Origin of the sequence: Desulfitobacterium dehalogenans ATCC 51507 (assembly GCF_000243155.2) — a bacterium.
GTDB lineage: Bacteria > Bacillota > Desulfitobacteriia > Desulfitobacteriales > Desulfitobacteriaceae > Desulfitobacterium > Desulfitobacterium dehalogenans.
On sequence record NC_018017.1, the window covers coordinates 2,784,894 to 2,799,959 of the forward strand.

At 43.4% G+C, this 15,066-nt stretch carries 15 protein-coding genes and 3 pseudogenes; 1 reads left to right on the forward strand and 17 read right to left on the reverse strand.

Features of this window, described 5'->3' with window-relative positions:
- Positions 1–14: 14 nt before the first annotated feature.
- From floT to DESDE_RS13445, 11 genes and pseudogenes are all read right to left on the reverse strand, one after another.
- The gene (gene floT / locus DESDE_RS13410; RefSeq protein WP_014794557.1) at positions 15–1,505 is read right to left on the reverse strand and encodes a flotillin lipid rafts scaffold protein FloT; all 1,491 of its coding nucleotides are present in this window, start codon (positions 1,503–1,505) and stop codon (positions 15–17) included.
- Positions 1,505–2,041, reverse strand: coding sequence for an NfeD family membrane protein (locus DESDE_RS13415; protein ID WP_014794558.1), 537 nt, complete (start codon positions 2,039–2,041; stop codon positions 1,505–1,507). Before DESDE_RS13415 ends, floT begins: the two co-directional genes overlap by 1 nt.
- A gap of 36 nt (positions 2,042–2,077) precedes the next feature.
- Positions 2,078–2,746, reverse strand: coding sequence for a PspA/IM30 family protein (locus DESDE_RS13420; protein WP_014794559.1), 669 nt, complete (start codon positions 2,744–2,746; stop codon positions 2,078–2,080).
- 111 nt (positions 2,747–2,857) lie between these two features.
- A complete protein-coding gene (locus DESDE_RS21675; RefSeq protein ID WP_242831255.1) occupies positions 2,858–3,010 on the reverse strand; it encodes a DUF5937 family protein in 153 nt (50 codons plus the stop codon).
- A gap of 139 nt (positions 3,011–3,149) precedes the next feature.
- Entirely contained in the window at positions 3,150–4,580 is a 1,431-nt protein-coding gene (locus DESDE_RS13425; RefSeq protein WP_014794560.1) for a transposase, read from the reverse strand.
- Between the two features lie 201 nt (positions 4,581–4,781).
- Positions 4,782–5,054: pseudogene (locus DESDE_RS13430) on the reverse strand (DUF3102 domain-containing protein); the annotation flags it as partial.
- Between the two features lie 169 nt (positions 5,055–5,223).
- Positions 5,224–5,520, reverse strand: a complete 297-nt coding sequence (hgcB, locus tag DESDE_RS21265; protein WP_014794562.1) for a mercury methylation ferredoxin HgcB — start codon at positions 5,518–5,520, stop codon at positions 5,224–5,226.
- A gap of 21 nt (positions 5,521–5,541) precedes the next feature.
- Positions 5,542–6,546, reverse strand: a complete 1,005-nt coding sequence (gene hgcA, locus DESDE_RS13435; protein ID WP_014794563.1) for a mercury methylation corrinoid protein HgcA — start codon at positions 6,544–6,546, stop codon at positions 5,542–5,544.
- 31 nt (positions 6,547–6,577) lie between these two features.
- The gene (locus DESDE_RS13440) at positions 6,578–6,979 is read right to left on the reverse strand and encodes an arsenate reductase ArsC (protein WP_014794564.1); all 402 of its coding nucleotides are present in this window, start codon (positions 6,977–6,979) and stop codon (positions 6,578–6,580) included.
- A pseudogene (locus DESDE_RS21680) lies at positions 6,979–7,107 on the reverse strand (hypothetical protein); the annotation flags it as partial. The pseudogene DESDE_RS21680 and the gene DESDE_RS13440, both read right to left, overlap by 1 nt.
- 19 nt (positions 7,108–7,126) lie before the next feature.
- The gene (locus tag DESDE_RS13445; RefSeq protein ID WP_014794565.1) at positions 7,127–7,444 is read right to left on the reverse strand and encodes an ArsR/SmtB family transcription factor; all 318 of its coding nucleotides are present in this window, start codon (positions 7,442–7,444) and stop codon (positions 7,127–7,129) included.
- Between the two features lie 387 nt (positions 7,445–7,831).
- Between DESDE_RS13445 and DESDE_RS13455 the strand changes: the two are divergent.
- Positions 7,832–9,950: pseudogene (locus tag DESDE_RS13455) on the forward strand (thioredoxin domain-containing protein).
- 107 nt (positions 9,951–10,057) lie between these two features.
- Here DESDE_RS13455 and rsgA read toward each other — a convergent pair.
- From rsgA to DESDE_RS13480, 6 genes are all read right to left on the reverse strand, one after another.
- Positions 10,058–11,341 (reverse strand): ribosome small subunit-dependent GTPase A, encoded by a 1,284-nt coding sequence (gene rsgA, locus DESDE_RS13460; RefSeq protein ID WP_014794566.1) that lies wholly within the window; start codon positions 11,339–11,341, stop codon positions 10,058–10,060.
- 135 nt (positions 11,342–11,476) lie between these two features.
- Positions 11,477–11,755 (reverse strand): CD3324 family protein, encoded by a 279-nt coding sequence (locus DESDE_RS13465; RefSeq protein WP_014794567.1) that lies wholly within the window; start codon positions 11,753–11,755, stop codon positions 11,477–11,479.
- A 160-nt stretch (positions 11,756–11,915) separates the two neighbouring features.
- Positions 11,916–12,365 (reverse strand): N-acetyltransferase, encoded by a 450-nt coding sequence (locus tag DESDE_RS13470; RefSeq protein ID WP_014794568.1) that lies wholly within the window; start codon positions 12,363–12,365, stop codon positions 11,916–11,918.
- Between the two features lie 458 nt (positions 12,366–12,823).
- Positions 12,824–13,102 (reverse strand): hypothetical protein, encoded by a 279-nt coding sequence (locus tag DESDE_RS22590; RefSeq protein WP_242831256.1) that lies wholly within the window; start codon positions 13,100–13,102, stop codon positions 12,824–12,826.
- Positions 13,065–13,649 carry a GNAT family N-acetyltransferase gene (locus tag DESDE_RS13475; RefSeq protein WP_050981841.1) on the reverse strand — a complete coding sequence of 195 codons (585 nt, stop codon included), beginning with the start codon at positions 13,647–13,649 and terminating at the stop codon, positions 13,065–13,067. Before DESDE_RS13475 ends, DESDE_RS22590 begins: the two co-directional genes overlap by 38 nt.
- A gap of 142 nt (positions 13,650–13,791) precedes the next feature.
- Entirely contained in the window at positions 13,792–14,862 is a 1,071-nt protein-coding gene (locus DESDE_RS13480; RefSeq protein WP_014794569.1) for an HD-GYP domain-containing protein, read from the reverse strand.
- Between the last annotated feature and the right edge of the window lie 204 nt (positions 14,863–15,066).

The following is a 15,066-nucleotide window of genomic DNA, read 5'->3' on the forward strand; positions in this document are numbered from 1 at the left end:
TCGTTCCTATTCTCTTATTCCATGTCTGTTTTTTTATCCTCAGGCTCCACAGAATCGACAACCTCACCGGTTAGTTGCTTCACCAGCTTTTCCAAATCGATTCCTGATACATTATTGAGCATTTCCGGAGCAGTTGCCATAAGTGAGGTGACATAGTTGCTTAACTTAGCCGCTCCTTGCCCTGTTCCGGTATCGACGACCGTCAATTTATCAATGGCTTTTAAAGGCTCGGCGATCTTTCCGGCTAACTCGGGCAGCATCTTCACGATAATATCCAAAACGGCAGCCTGACCGAATTTTTCAAAGGCTTCGGCTAGTTTCTCCTTAGCCTCGGCTTCAGCTAATCCCTTAAGCCGGACGACTTCGGCTTCCGCAGTTCCTTTAGCCTTTTCAGCCTCTGCTATGGCCAGACCGTCCAGGCGTTTTTGTTCGGCATTGGCCTTGGCTTCAGCCTCGATCTTGTATTTAAGGGCATCGGCTTCCCGCATTCTTCTGGCTTTATCCGCTTCAGCGGCTTGCTCCACGGCATACCTATCGGCATCGGCCTTTTTCTTGACTTCAGCATCATACTGCTTCTCGCGGCGCAATATTTCTTTATCTTGGATTTCGATTTCTTTTTCTTTCTTGACAAGAGAAACCTTCATCTGTTCTTCGGTAACCTGTTGTTGGGAACGGGCCTCTTGAATATGATAGGCCTGATCGGCCTCTGCCATGGCTGTATCCTGTTCTCTCTTAAATGAAGCGACTTTGAGTTCTTTTTCCTTCGTTGCTTCTGCGATGCTCGTATCTCTCAACAGCTCCGCCTTCTGACCTTCTTCATCGGCTTTCGCTTTCTGAATCCGGGCGTCACGCACTGCTTCCGCTTCCGCAACCTCAGCATCCCTCTTGACGATAGCAATCCTCGGTTTACCTAAGGCCTCAAGGTAACCGTTTTTGTCGCGGATATCTTTGATGGTAAAGGATACGATTTGCAAACCCATTTTCCGTAAATCCTTGGCTGCAGACCCCTGGACCTCCTGAGCAAACTTATCTCTATTGCGGTAGACTTCCTCGACGGTCATCGTCCCTAAAATCGCCCGCAGATGTCCTTCCAAAACTTCCTGGGCTTCCTGACTTAAGGCCTGAGCGGGCTTGCTCAGAAATTGCTCGGCTGCCGTAGCCACATCTTCCACAGAACCGCCGATTTTGATAATAGCCACCCCATCCGCCATAACCGGAACCCCCTGCTCCGTGTACACCTCCGGAGTGGTTACATCAAGCTTGTGTGAAAGCAGAGAGATAAATTTTGCTTGCTGGAAAACAGGCAGAATAAAGGCCCCGCCCCCACGAACGATTTTAATCTTGCGGCCTGATTCATCAGTATGAACATTTTTGGTGCCCAGGTAAGAACCGGTAACGATCATGGCCTGATCAGGCCCTACCGTCTTATATCTGGCCCAAAAGGCCAACCCAAGGACTATGATGACCCCCAGCACAATCATAGGAATAACCAGTAAATCAAACATTACATCTCCTCCTTATCATAAGGAAAAACATAGAGCACTCCCTCTTTTGTTTCCCCCACCACGACTCTCGTCCCGGCAGGTATGTCCGACTGATCAAGAGTGGCCGCGATCTGGTTGGTATTGCCCGCCCCAACCTTAAGGATCACCTCTCCATAACCTCCCACCGGAATAGGAACCGTTACCTCACCGATTTTGCCCACAAGATCCTTCATGGAAAAACCCGTGGAATTCTCACTGTTTTTCATAGGCTTCACATAGGCGAAATAGACCACTATCGAGAGGGCAATAGCAATCATCAGGGAAAGCAGGGCGACAGGAACGGGCTCCATGGATGTATATCGGCTCAGCATCACCCCGGAACCACCAAAGATGGTCATTCCCCCGATCAGAACCATCGGGTGGAGAAAATCAACGTTATCGAAGGAGAGAGCATCAAATAATCCATCAAAAATATCGCCTAATACATCACCAAAAATGACACTCACCAGGGCGAAAATTACTCCGCCGATTAAGCACATCCAGTATACTTCCAGCATAACTATCCCCTCCCCTCGCTATTTAACCTCCGGCTCTTACTCGTTTTTTGCCATAAGGCGTTCCTTTAAGGCTGCCAATTCCTTTTCTATTTCGGCATCCTTGCCCAGGGACTCCAGCTCCTGATCAAGATCTTTTTCTTTTAAATCCCCCGCGACCTTGGCCTCAGCTTCCATACGCAGGACTTTATCCTCCATTCTATCAAAATTCCTCCGGGTGCTGTCCTTACTCAATCCGCTCGTGGCCCCGTAGATTTCTTTTTGTGCTTTAGCAGCTTGGGCCCTGGCTATCAGGGTATCCCGCTTAACACGCAACTTCTCATATTCATTTTTCATATCTTTTAACTCAGAGCGAAGCTGTTCGGCCATGGAACTGCTGTTTTCGTATTGCAGGCGGTATTCCTCGGTCTTGGCTTTATTGATATTTTTGTCCTCAAGGGCTCTGCGGGCCAGATCTTCACGGTTATTTTGCAGGGCCTCAATAGCCTGAGCTTCACGTTTCTCGACCAGTGCCACCGCATCATCCAACTGAGCTTTGAATTTCCAGGCCACTGCCAATTGCTTGGCTACAGCCACTTCGGCATCGGCGATATCCTCTTCCATATCGCGAAGATATTGATCCAACATTTTTTCCGGGTCCTCGGCTTTATCCAGCAAGCTGTTAAGATTGGCCCTGATGTTGTCACTTACCCTTTTAAATAAACTCATACACTTCACTCCTTTACATTATTTCTAATAGAAGTCACCTTATTTACTACTCTATTTCGTCATCCTTATGTTATATTCCTTTCCAGAGCATGAATATTGTGGAAATTTAGTTTAGAACAAATTGATATTCCCAGTCTTCAGAGCATGGGAAAGTAAGGCCTCTGTTTCCCGTGCCCAGTTCAGTCTCCCCAGGTGGTGTTCCGGATCCTGTAAAACATGAAGGCTGGCAACCATTTCTAAAAATGGCGAGTATTCGATCAGCACATGTTTTTGCAGCCAATTGCCGAGCAGTTTGCTCCTCCTCCATTTGATTAGCCATTTGGCTAATCCTTGATTGGATTTAGGTAAATTGCCTAAATTGGGTCTGTTGACAAATAGGGTAAATCATAGCGATTAAGGACCATCAACAATAATTAACTGAGAGATTTCTCTGCAGACTTACTATCCTCAGCTTAATTTGCGGATAGGAGACAGCTGGCCTGAGCGGTGCTGTCCCATACTTCACCAATCTTTTCAGGTTCAGGGCCATTGCCGAAAAGAGGCATTGTTCCTGGACTTTCTCAATGCCTCGCTTGCGAGTGAACCTTAGATTGTGACATCGCTTTTGAAGAGCAAAATTCCCTTCACATATTACCTGCCGCTTGCGCATGACGTAGCGGTATAAGGCTGTTCCGACTAAGGCGTGATGGCGTTCCTGATCTTCTTGATAGAAATCCCGTCTGACTTCTTTGTAATTCGCCTTCCCGGCAATACATTGACTTTTCAAAGGACAGTTTTTACAATCTTCTGATCGTGTGACATAGTTTTTACCCACTCTGTAATGTGCTTTTCTTACACCTATGTAACGCAGTGTGCAGTCGTTAGGACAGATATAACGGTCATTCTGAACGTCATAGTGAAAATCCTCAATGGTAAACAGTCCTCTTTCTTTACGCCAATGGGCTGTATGACCAGGATTGACAGGGATATAGGCTCTTATTCCAAGCTGATGTAATCCATGATGAACTGCCACTGTATCATAGCCGCTATCCAATCCCGCATAGCGGAAAGGAAGTCGACATTCTTTCTTTTGGTAAGCTATCCGTTCCACACAATAGGGGGCGTCGGTCACATCCCCCGGCGTGACATGGACGTCGGTTACGATACCATAGCGGATATCTGAGCTTTGATGGCAAAGGTAGTGAAAGCCTGCCGGCTTGGGATGTCTGTGCATCCACCCGGCTTCAGGATCAGAGAGAGACTTTTTTTTAACCGTCAAGGTCATGTCTGCCTCTTCTGTTTTTTGCCGGATATGACCGCCATGCTCGTCGTTGAGCTTGAGCCAGTAGTCATTGGGACCTTCCACAAGAAGGACTTTCTCTGCATGTCCGTTAGCGGCATTGGCTTTAATATGGGTGGAATCCATGACAACGCATTCACCGCCGATGAGTCCTGCTTCGGCGCAACGCTCAACCACGGTGTTAAAGATCTCCCGAAACACTTCCGTATCTTTGAACCGGCGTCTGCGGTTTTGAGAAAAGACCGAGTGATCCGGAACCTTATCTTCTAAGTCAAGACCTAGAAACCAACGATAGGCGATATTGACGAGGATCTCTTGTTCCAGCTTCCGTTCGGAGTCTATTCCGTAGAGGTAGCCGATCAGGAGCATTTTTACCAGAACAACCGGATCAATCGACGGTCTTCCTTTATCGCTGTATAACGGTCTCATGATGTCATAGACAAAGCTGAAATCTATGGCTGCGTCCAGCTTGCGCAGAAAGTGCCCTTTCGGCACGAGGTCCTCCATAAAGACACAAAGCATCCGGTTTTGTTTGTGTTGTTGCTCTTTCATCATTGGCGCCACCCCCTACACCATTATACCATGTCGAAGGAGATACCCTTTGATTTTCTAGGGTCTAAGGGGAGTGATGGTGAAAAAACGCCGGTTTTGAGACGAGTCATCTAGATGAGTAATTTCGAAATGATCTAATCTTAAACTTACTTGTCATATCTCGATGTTGGCTGACAAGCATCTGTGCTTTTGTCAACAGACCCCTGGTGACGAATTTGAGCTGTCGGATCCGTCAGGGAAGCTGGACCCATACTCTTCATAGAGCTTCATCAGTCTCCCGGCAGTTTGCTGGGAATAGCTCACCGACTCTTCCAGCCACTTACCCCATTCCCCATGCTTGACCAAGCTCTTCGCTTCTTTCAGCCGGCGGCCGATTTCAACGGCACTAGCAAGCAGAATTTTTTTGGTTTGGTGGGTAATCATATTTATTTCAGCCGCTATCACCAGCGGCGTCCGTTCGGTTGCTAAATCATTCACTCCCTATGCCCGCCCTTTCCTTAATTGATCTAATGCAGAATATGCCGACGGGCCAGGGATCGTGAAATTCACAGACAAAAGCAGGGAGCTCACTACATAAATTTCGAGTATTAGTACTTATGCAACCATGCAATGTTGTAAATTCACTAAGAATTGTTGTGGTATCAACTTAACAACAGCTTCCACTATCAGAAGAACAGTCGCAGCTAGGTTCTGTGCCAGTCAACCAACCTTTAATAATAGCTGAAGCACAACCTACGCCAGGCTTGACCTCTAATGCAAGAAACGGACAGTTCTTAACACAGGCACCGCATTCGATGCAACCGTCTTTATTGACAACAGAACATTTACTGTTAACGATCGCAAAAACCTGATGAGAACAAACTTCGATACATTTTCCACAGCCTGTGCATAGGCTTTGTTCCAATTTCAAGGTTGAAACGTTTCTTAAATATTGATTCTTCATGCTTTAATCTCCCTTTAATTCTTATATAAAACTATTGACTAAAATCAATACACAACCTATAAAAATTGATACAATTATAGCCGGGATTGCTATCCTCATCTCTTTCAAAACCCCTGAGAAGGAAGTGTACGTTGAAGAACCAGTAAAATTCATGGCTAAATATGCAGAAACTGCAGGAAAAACAAGTACATACCCAAGAGCCTGAAGCATGCTGTATTGTGGGTCATAGGGCCATCCATTAGTGGCATTAACAAACACAGTCCAAACCAGTCCCAATAACCAACCTTTCCACGCAAAGGCCCGCCCTGGAATCCAGGGTAGCAATACCGGCGTCAATACACAGCCGATAATTACGGCACCCATATATCCATAAAAGTCGACCAAACCAAAAGGCCCAAGCCCCATAAGATTTAACAAAAAAAGTATTCCAAAAATCATTAAGGATGCCTTTAACGTGCCCACAAGTTCAATCGGTGTTAAAACAAGACGATCATACGCACTAAATCGCACCTTTCTCATTTCAGGCGTGGCTTTCATTCCCGCTTGAATGAACTCTTTTAAATCTTTGGCTCTCACCGGCCCATAAATGACCTTGAACCCGGAATACTTTGTAATCTCATGGGCACTTACACCCGGAGCTCCTAACTGAGGTAAGATAAGCGTTCGATGTGAAATAACCCTATCAAGCTGCACAATCGCTAAACGATTAAGGAGCTCTGTTGTTCCAAATGTCCCCTTGCCGGCAGCACACCATACATTTATTCCCTTAGTATCAAGAACCAAAATCCAAGTGTCCAGGCCTGATAACTCTTTCCGCAAACTATCGAAACTCATTTTGTAATTGGCTGTAACGAGAACCGGGGAATTCTCATTAGGGTCTCCCACACGATAAAGCCCCGCCTCTACTTTATAATTCATTCTGTTAATACCCCAACGAGCCTTCCACGAACCCAATCTATCGTGAAAGGTTAATTGAGTTGATGTCTGCATGATCTTAATTTCTCTATTCGTTTCGATGGATAACATACTCCACCTCTTCCTCACTTAGACATTAATTTCAGCCGCTAGTTAACCGTTCTTTCAGTTCTAAAACCTTTTTTTCTATTATTCTTGCCGTGAGAATAAATTCTTCATCGCTTTTTCCGGTTGGATCTTCCAAACCCCAGTCTTCTCGGTATTTGCAGGGTACATAGGGACAATAGACATTACATCCCATCGTAATCACGATATCTGGTTGAGGGATATCTTGGATAAGCTTGGAAAACTGCGTCTTTTCCATATCGATATCATAAAGCTGTCTTATAATTCGGACCGCATCTTTATTGATAGAAGGTTTGGTTTCAGTGCCCGCTGAATAGGGCTCAAATACATCGGAAGCCATCTTTTTACCAAGGGCTTCTGCCATCTGTGAACGGCAAGAATTATGAACACAGATGAAAGCAACCTTTACTTTGTACATATCAACACAGGACCTATTATCCAGTTTTGAACTAAAGACGGACGGAGAACCTTTTTATTTTGGGCAACTTTCCCAATCTCCTTATATTTTTTCTTAGCAAGACTTGGCAAGAGAAAGTGATCTAGCATTAATAATTTCTCTGGGTCTTTAACACTCACATTGGCGACCTCCTACATTATTATTTTCCTTTTGGCTTATTATTTCATCCAACAGATTTTTGGCAGCTTCGCATCCCTCCTTATCAAGAGAATAGTACATCCACTTTCCTTCCCTTCGGCTATCCACAAGTCCGGATTCACAAAGAATCTTCATGTGGTGTGATAAGGTTGATTGCCCGACCTTCATATCCTCGAGGATTTCACAGGCACATCTCTCAGCACTTTGCAACATCTCTATAATCATGAGCCGATTTGGATCGCAGAGTGCTTTAAAAATTTTTGCGTTATTTTGATATTTATTTTCCATATCAATACCTCAAATCTACTTTTATCAATATGTTTATTATATGACTCATATCGAAGAACGTCAATATTAACTAGGAGTCCCACATTTTTTTCGCAGAATTATTTCTACTCGCAATAGGCTGCACAGCTGAACGGATCTGGAAGTTTCAACATGCAGTTAACTTTGGCCTAGGTCGTTGCGTGATCCGGGTTATAGTAAGAATTTTTTTCTCCGACCTTTTCGGACGTTTCGGAAGAAAATTCTCCGATTCTCATTATTGTCACTCATGTAGCTACTCTTGTTTCTCACATATTCCATCATCTAAGAAGATTTTATAGCGGCCATAACATATTCATTGCCCATTGTGAGATAATATAAGAAATTTATAAAACAAGGAGGTGATGCCCTATGACAAACGTTAAAAGCATACCCAATAGATTAAACAATGAAAAGTCTCCTTATCTTCTTCAACACGCTTATAATCCCGTCGATTGGTACCCTTGGAGTGAAGAAGCTTTTGCTAAAGCAAAAGCCGAAGATAAGCCGATATTTTTATCTATTGGGTATTCGTAGTTGTCTATACTAAGCGACTTGTCATTGGTGTCATGTCATGGAGCGGGAATCCTTTGAAGACGAGGAGGTCGCCCAACTCATTAACCGTTACTTTGTTCCCATTAAAGTGGATCGGGAAGAGCGCCCCGATGTAGACCATATCTATATGGAATTCTGTCAGGCTCTCACTGGCTCAGGGGGATGGCCTTTGACCCTGTTTCTGACTCCTGATGAGCGGAAGCCTTTCTATGCCGGGACTTATTTCCCCAAAGAAAGCCGCTACGGGAGACCAGGAATTCTCGATCTTTTGTCCCAGCTGGGAGAGCTTTGGCAAAAAGATAAGCCAAAGATTCGCGACTCGGCTGAAGCCATCTATAAGGCTGTTACTTCTCGTGAAGAGCCCTCTGTGGATTCACTGACTCCTGCTCAGAAGGACGATTTTATTCCTTGGGCAAAGGAGATTCTGGACACAGCCTTTCAAACCTTGCAAAAGTCCTTTGATCCCCACTATGGGGGATTTGGGCGGGCACCGAAATTCCCCACCCCCCATAATTTAACCTTCCTTCTGCGTTATGCCCATGACCATGGGGATGACTCCGCGGCCCGGCAGGCCGCCCTTATGGTCCGTACCACTCTGGAGCGCATGGGACAAGGTGGGATCTATGATCATGTGGGCTTTGGCTTCGCCCGCTACAGTACGGACCGTCATTGGCTTGTTCCTCATTTCGAAAAAATGCTCTATGACAATGCCTTGTTAGCCATTGCCTATCTTGAGAACTACCAAGTCCAACATAACCCTCATGATAAGCAAAAGGCCCGGGAAATCTTCACTTATGTCCTCCGGGATATGACCGCTCCGGAAGGAGGCTTTTATTCTGCAGAAGATGCGGATTCCGAAGGAGTGGAAGGAAAATTCTATGTCTGGGCTCCCCAGGAGATCCACGAAATTCTTGGGGACGAAGAAGGCCGGCTCTATTGCCAGGCCTACGGAATCACCCCGGCAGGCAATTTTGAAGGGGAAAATATCCCCAATCTTCTGGATACGGATTGGGAAGCTCTGGAGTCAGAATGGAATCAATCTCCTGAAAGCCTCAAGAAACACCTCGAAGAATCCCGGAAAAAGCTTTTTGCTGTCCGCAAGAAAAGAATCCATCCTCACAAGGATGATAAAATCCTCACCTCCTGGAATGGATTAATGATCGCCGCCTTAGCCAAAGGTGCCCAAATCCTTGGCGATCCCGCCTACGGTGAAGGAGCAGAGAAAGCCGTTCATTTTATCCAAAAAAACCTCTACCCCAATCAACGCCTGTTGGCCCGCTACCGGGATGGCGATTCCGCCCATTTAGGCTATTTGGATGATTATGCCTTTTTAATCTGGGGGCTCATCGAACTTTATCAGGTTTCCGGAAAAAAGGAGTATCTGGAATTCGCTCTAAAGCTGCAACGTCAGCAGGATGAACTTTTCTGGGATTCGGAAAAGACCGGATACTTCTTAACAGGCAAAGACGCTGAGGAACTGCTGATCCGCCCGAAAGAAATCTATGATGGGGCAACTCCCTCAGGGAACTCCGTCTCTGCCCTAAATCTGATTCGGCTTGCCCGGCTTACTGGAGATGGGGATCTGGAGAAAAGGGCATCTGAACAGATAATGGCTTTTAGATCCACTCTTTCAACTTACCCTTCAGGATATAGCGCTTTTCTGCAAGCCATCCAGTTCGCTCTCCAGGAAAGCAGGGAGATTATCCTGGCCGGCTCTCTGCAGCAGCCTGAGCTAAGGAACATGAGGACTATGATTTTTAAAGAATTCCGTCCCTATACTACTCTTCTCTATGAAGATGGTACCCTTTCTGAGCTTATCCCCTGGTTAAAGGATTATCCTTTGGATTCTGACAAGGTTACCGCTTATCTATGTCAAAATTACGCCTGCCACAAACCCGTACATCAGGCCGAGGATCTCTCTGCATTACTGACTTAGATACAACAAAAAAAGCATCATTTCAATATTGAAAATTAGGAAGTGCGTTTCCATGGCCTGGAAACGCACTTTCACCGTATTGTTCATATTCACCTGAAATGGACTCATCATCTACCAAAACTAATTTCGCTGCAGCCATCTTTAATTGACAATTTATCGAGGGGAAATGGTGTCATAGCCAACGGCTTAACTGCAATGGATATGAGCAGGGCCGGATTATCATCTGCTGCAATTCGATTCGAATTCAAAGTGCCGCACGTTCGGCATCTGTGAATAATCGCCCATTCACCGCCCTTACGCACCCACACACTGACCGGTTCCATTATTCCTTTGCACAGGGAAGCACGGTCGCCCGGCTCATTGTCTACATGTACGCTCGATAAACACTTCGGGCAATGGTTGCGATGCTGGCTCCCAGCACCTTCCGGCACGACAAGCGTCCCACATGCCTTGCATGTAAAGCTCTCTGTACAAGCTGAATGCCGATAATCAGTTCTAGGGGAAGTACATGTAACGACTCTGGTATCCGCCATTTTCTGATAAGCATCATATCGTTCTCTTTTGAGTTTTTTCGCGCGAAGCGCCTCAAGAACTTGGCACCCTTCCTCGTGGACATGCGTACAGTTCCTAAAATAACAACCTTCAATGAGTTGCGCTATTTCAGGGAATACCGCGTTTCGTTCCTCCACGGAAATTTCCTGCAGGGCAAAATCGCGAAAGCCCGGTGTATCAATCCATAAGGTTCCTCTGGAGCCAACCTGCAAAACACTGGTATGAGTGCTTGACATAGTACAGCGGGAATCTTCTTTTTCTAATGGTTCGTTTAGACTCCCATGTATCAAAGACGTTTTGCCGCAAGACCTATCACCAACAACAACCACAGTTTTTCCCTCAACTGTTTTAATTAGTTCTTCTTGCCGTTCACGAGCTGAACCTACAAATACGAAGTCGACGGAAGTTTGATACAGAGCCAGTTTGGCTTCTAACAGAGCCTGAGTGCTTTCCCCAATTAAATCCCATTTGCTAATAAATATACCGACTTGAATTCCTGCTCGTTTGGCGGCGATAATCGCCGCTTCCAAATAACCTGCCTGATTGAGCAGGTAATCGGCGGTCACGATCGCCAAAAGATACTGAACATTCGCTGCTACCAGGACTTTCTCTTCTGTGGAACGACGATTTCCCCTATATAAGGCAGTTTTTCTTGGCAGAACTTGAATCAGTTTATATTGATCATTCCCAGCAAGTCCTATTTCAACCTGATCACCAACAATCAATGCATTCTTCTTCGAGACCAAAGAGCCAGGAAGCAGGCAGGAAATGATTTCACCTTCCGCTAATACTTGGACTTGTTTATTCATGATATTTACAACAGTAGCTTTCTTCTTCATCTTAGTTTCCTCCTAATAAGGGACAGGCTTTTGGGGCGCACTTACTCTTTCATAAAATAGTATAGATTCTGTTTACTCATAGGAGCAACCGAATTGACGTTTCAGAAACAAAGAAGCGCCATGGCGCTTCTTTGTTTACTGGTTCTCCAGTTTAAATTTTGCAATAATTTTCTGTATGCTTTTCGGTGATAAATAGTAAGTTTCCGAAAGATGGTCAACCGGCATTCCTTCTGTATATTTTTCGTAAATCTCCATGTTTCTGAAAAGAATCATCTCTTTGCCTTTGGTGTTTTCTCCCCATGCCTTACGATTGCTTTCTTTTCTTGGGATATAAACATATTCACCGTCAATATATTTTTGAATTAGATCTATTATTTCTTTGGGCAGCACATCGGCTGCTTTGATATAGCTCATTTATGCTCCTCCTAATTTGGGTGTTCAGGAATGAGCAAAGGCTATACAAGTATCAATTTTTTGATGCTATGCGATAGCCTTTGCTATGCATAACGCGCCGAACTAAACTTCATAAAAATGCTTCCTCCCTTATATGCCTTCAACATTAAATAATTCTTCTTTACTCAATTGGATTTGACTCTAATCTACTGTGCTTCCATACCATCGTGAGATCGCTTTCTTTGGTTTCCTCCTCAATCTGTTCCGACAAAATTACAAATCCTTCTTTCAAGTAGAATCTTACTGCCCGCTCATTTCTTTGATAAACATTCAAAAGAAGTTTGTTATGCCTCTCTTTGGCATAATTGAGCAGTTGACCGCCAATTCCCTTGGATTGATATTCTGCATCAACAAAAATTCCCTCAATGTAATCTCCATTCAGTCCAAGAAACCCTTGTATCTGACTGCTGGAATCATACACATAAATAGTCGCCTGCGGCAACATTTTTTCAACTGTGGGATAGCTGTTTATCCAATAGCTGCTGTCGATAAAATGATGCACCCTAATATTCGTATTAAGCCATATCTTCATAATTTTTTCGATATCGGTTTCTTTAAAATCTCTGATCATAATTAAATATCTTTCTCCTTTTGATTAAAATAAATTATTTCAATAAAGTAACATTCTGAACAACAAAAAAGCAGATAACTCTATCACTTAGAGCTATCTGCTTGCTTATAGCACACTAACATAAAGAAAAACGCTTTGCGAGTTTCTCACATTATTGCGACAGTCACCAAGTTAACATGTATTCATGTTCACTTGGCTCCCCTGCGTAAATAACCTATAATTTTTTCAATCAATTACAGGTAGCCTAAGCTTTATCTATCCGCAAAATAAGCACAACAAAAACCCCTCGTGATATGAGAGCTAAAATTTTTATTGTTCATTATCTTAGCGAATAGACGACATCAAGCCACCACCCTTTATATAATCAAAGCTATCATAACAAATTTCTCTTAACTTTGGAAGATGTTTTTAGGTTGTATTGATTTATCCTCAAAATGTTCAGCATGATTAATCATCGATTATGCATGGGACAAAAGAGGGAACATCATCTGATTGTTCACAAATAAATTATCTTTTCCTTTTAAAACAAAAAGTGTTGTATCCTCTTCCATAAGAACTTGAGAATTAAAAGTAGTATTCGCTATAGGTGTAAAACCAAAAACTACTGTGCTTATTTGATGTTCTGCCACTCTAGATACTACATCAAGGAGAGCGTGGTCACCGCTGCCAAAAACATCGTAACAGGTTATAACCGCATTTTCATTGGAAGCAATTATTACAGTATCGAAATCTTCCAAGAAGTATATGCAGTCTTTCATAAAGGACGTACAATAAAACATGAGTAATCCATAGTTGTCTTCCATTGAAAGCGCGATCATCTGCACTCCCCATGTCAAGTTTCCTTACATGTCCTTTTGTTGGAGTAATTGGACTACTACAGTGGTATTCAATGACTTTTTCAAATCCAAATTTAGGATAAAAGTCAAGAACGCTATCATTAGCAAAAAGGTAAATACTATTGCACTTGTCTTTCCATTCCTTTAGGATGGTTTCTATTAAATAGCGCGACAAACCCTGATTTCTATAATCAATATCTGTCATTACAGTACCGATTTGAAGGCATAGCTTTTCTTGTCCATAGTGCAGAAATTTTATAATACTCACAGAGGCATTAGCTATTGCTTTTCCATTATCAACTAAGGAATATGGAATATATTTATCTGTCCAATATCCGTTCTGATAAAATTTCTCAAAGGATAGGCCAAAGGTTTTCTCAGCTAAACTGTTATAACTATGCCTCAATGTGTCATTGTCCTTAATGTTGCTAGTCAAGATAAACTTCATATAATCATCTTCCTTAACTTTTCTACTGCATCATATATGATAAACTCTTTTAAAAAGAAAGCTTATTCAGGTTGCAAATGAGACCCCTGAACAAGCTCAGCAAGAAATCTTAAAATATATTATACTGGATTATGTTTCATCTTTACTTATTCTCTATGCCGACGATGAGCAAGGAAGGGTGTTCCACTAAGTTATAATCAATTGGAGCAATGAGTCGAACCTCTCCTTCATGGGTCATTCGGACATAAGGCCGCGTGGGAAAAGAGGAATTTTGCTTTACTACATTCCCACGAAGGCCGTTGGTGAGGCGGATCCCTGAACCTGTAGGATAGGGTGTAATGCATTTGGAAAAGGTGTTTTGTACTACTTTAGGTTCAAAAAGTTTATCTGAATTGGCGATAACGTATTCATAAGCCTCATAAGGCTGCAGAGCATTCCGATATACCCTTTTGCTGGTTAACGCCTCATAAACATCCGCGACAGCTGCCAAGCGGCCATATTCATGAATCTGGGTCCCCTTTAATCCCCTCGGATAACCGCTGCCATCCCAACGCTCTTGATGCTGAAGAGCGACGTGTGCAGATAATAAATTAATATCCTGATTTTTGCGGAGGATCTCAAATCCATATTCAGCATGTTTCTTAATCTCTTCGAACTCTTCAGGGGTAAGAGGTCCCTTCTTGTTAAGAATCTCCGGTGAAATTTTTATCTTACCCACATCATGCATGAGCACACCCATACCAAGATCCAGCAGTTTCCCATTATTCCAGCCCATGGATATCCCCATAATTAATGCGATAATTGTGGTATTCACCGAATGATGAAAAGTATAATCATCATAACCCTGAATCTCCATAACATTTCCCAACATATCCTTGCTATAGAGAAGGTCGGCGATGATGTTTTGTACTGCCTTTTTAACTTCATCCAGATTCACGGCATGAAGCTGCGATTCATTAAGATTTTTGCCTAAATTTTCTAAGGATGCGTATGCAATTTCACGTGTCTTGGTGGATACGGCAGAATAGATCTCCACATCCTGAAATGTGTCATCTTCAATAAACATGGTATCAAACCCTAAACGGGATAACTTATCTATATAATTACGGGTGAGTTTAACTCCTGCCTGCAATAGGACCTTTCCATTAGGACTAACCAGCGGCCGGGCAAGCACTTCACCTTCGTCCACATAGGCAATATTCACTAATCGCATACAACACTCCTGCTTCCGTATTACAATTGCACCCATTTTGCCTCAATTTAAACAAAACGTATATACAATTTCGCCAAAATTATTTCTAATCCTCTTCTATTTTTTAACTGCGAAATATTTTCCCTTTAGTCCTATGAGCCTTTAACTAGTCCTATCGCCTCATAATCAAAGAATCAAAACAATTCATTCAGTTTTTTATCGTCT

Coding starts and splice junctions, on each gene's coding strand:
- DESDE_RS13470 (WP_014794568.1), bottom strand. CDS start 12,365: ATGATCAGAGATTTTAAAGAAACCGATATCGAAAAAATTATGAAGATA.
- DESDE_RS13440 (WP_014794564.1), bottom strand. CDS start 6,979: ATGTACAAAGTAAAGGTTGCTTTCATCTGTGTTCATAATTCTTGCCGT.
- DESDE_RS13475 (WP_050981841.1), bottom strand. CDS start 13,649: ATGAAGTTTATCTTGACTAGCAACATTAAGGACAATGACACATTGAGG.
- hgcA (WP_014794563.1), bottom strand. CDS start 6,546: ATGTTATCCATCGAAACGAATAGAGAAATTAAGATCATGCAGACATCA.
- hgcB (WP_014794562.1), bottom strand. CDS start 5,520: ATGAAGAATCAATATTTAAGAAACGTTTCAACCTTGAAATTGGAACAA.
- DESDE_RS13480 (WP_014794569.1), bottom strand. CDS start 14,862: ATGCGATTAGTGAATATTGCCTATGTGGACGAAGGTGAAGTGCTTGCC.
- rsgA (WP_014794566.1), bottom strand. CDS start 11,341: ATGAAGAAGAAAGCTACTGTTGTAAATATCATGAATAAACAAGTCCAA.
- DESDE_RS13425 (WP_014794560.1), bottom strand. CDS start 4,580: ATGATGAAAGAGCAACAACACAAACAAAACCGGATGCTTTGTGTCTTT.
- floT (WP_014794557.1), bottom strand. CDS start 1,505: ATGTTTGATTTACTGGTTATTCCTATGATTGTGCTGGGGGTCATCATA.
- DESDE_RS13415 (WP_014794558.1), bottom strand. CDS start 2,041: ATGCTGGAAGTATACTGGATGTGCTTAATCGGCGGAGTAATTTTCGCC.
- DESDE_RS13465 (WP_014794567.1), bottom strand. CDS start 11,755: ATGAGCTATATCAAAGCAGCCGATGTGCTGCCCAAAGAAATAATAGAT.
- DESDE_RS13420 (WP_014794559.1), bottom strand. CDS start 2,746: ATGAGTTTATTTAAAAGGGTAAGTGACAACATCAGGGCCAATCTTAAC.
- DESDE_RS13445 (WP_014794565.1), bottom strand. CDS start 7,444: ATGGAAAATAAATATCAAAATAACGCAAAAATTTTTAAAGCACTCTGC.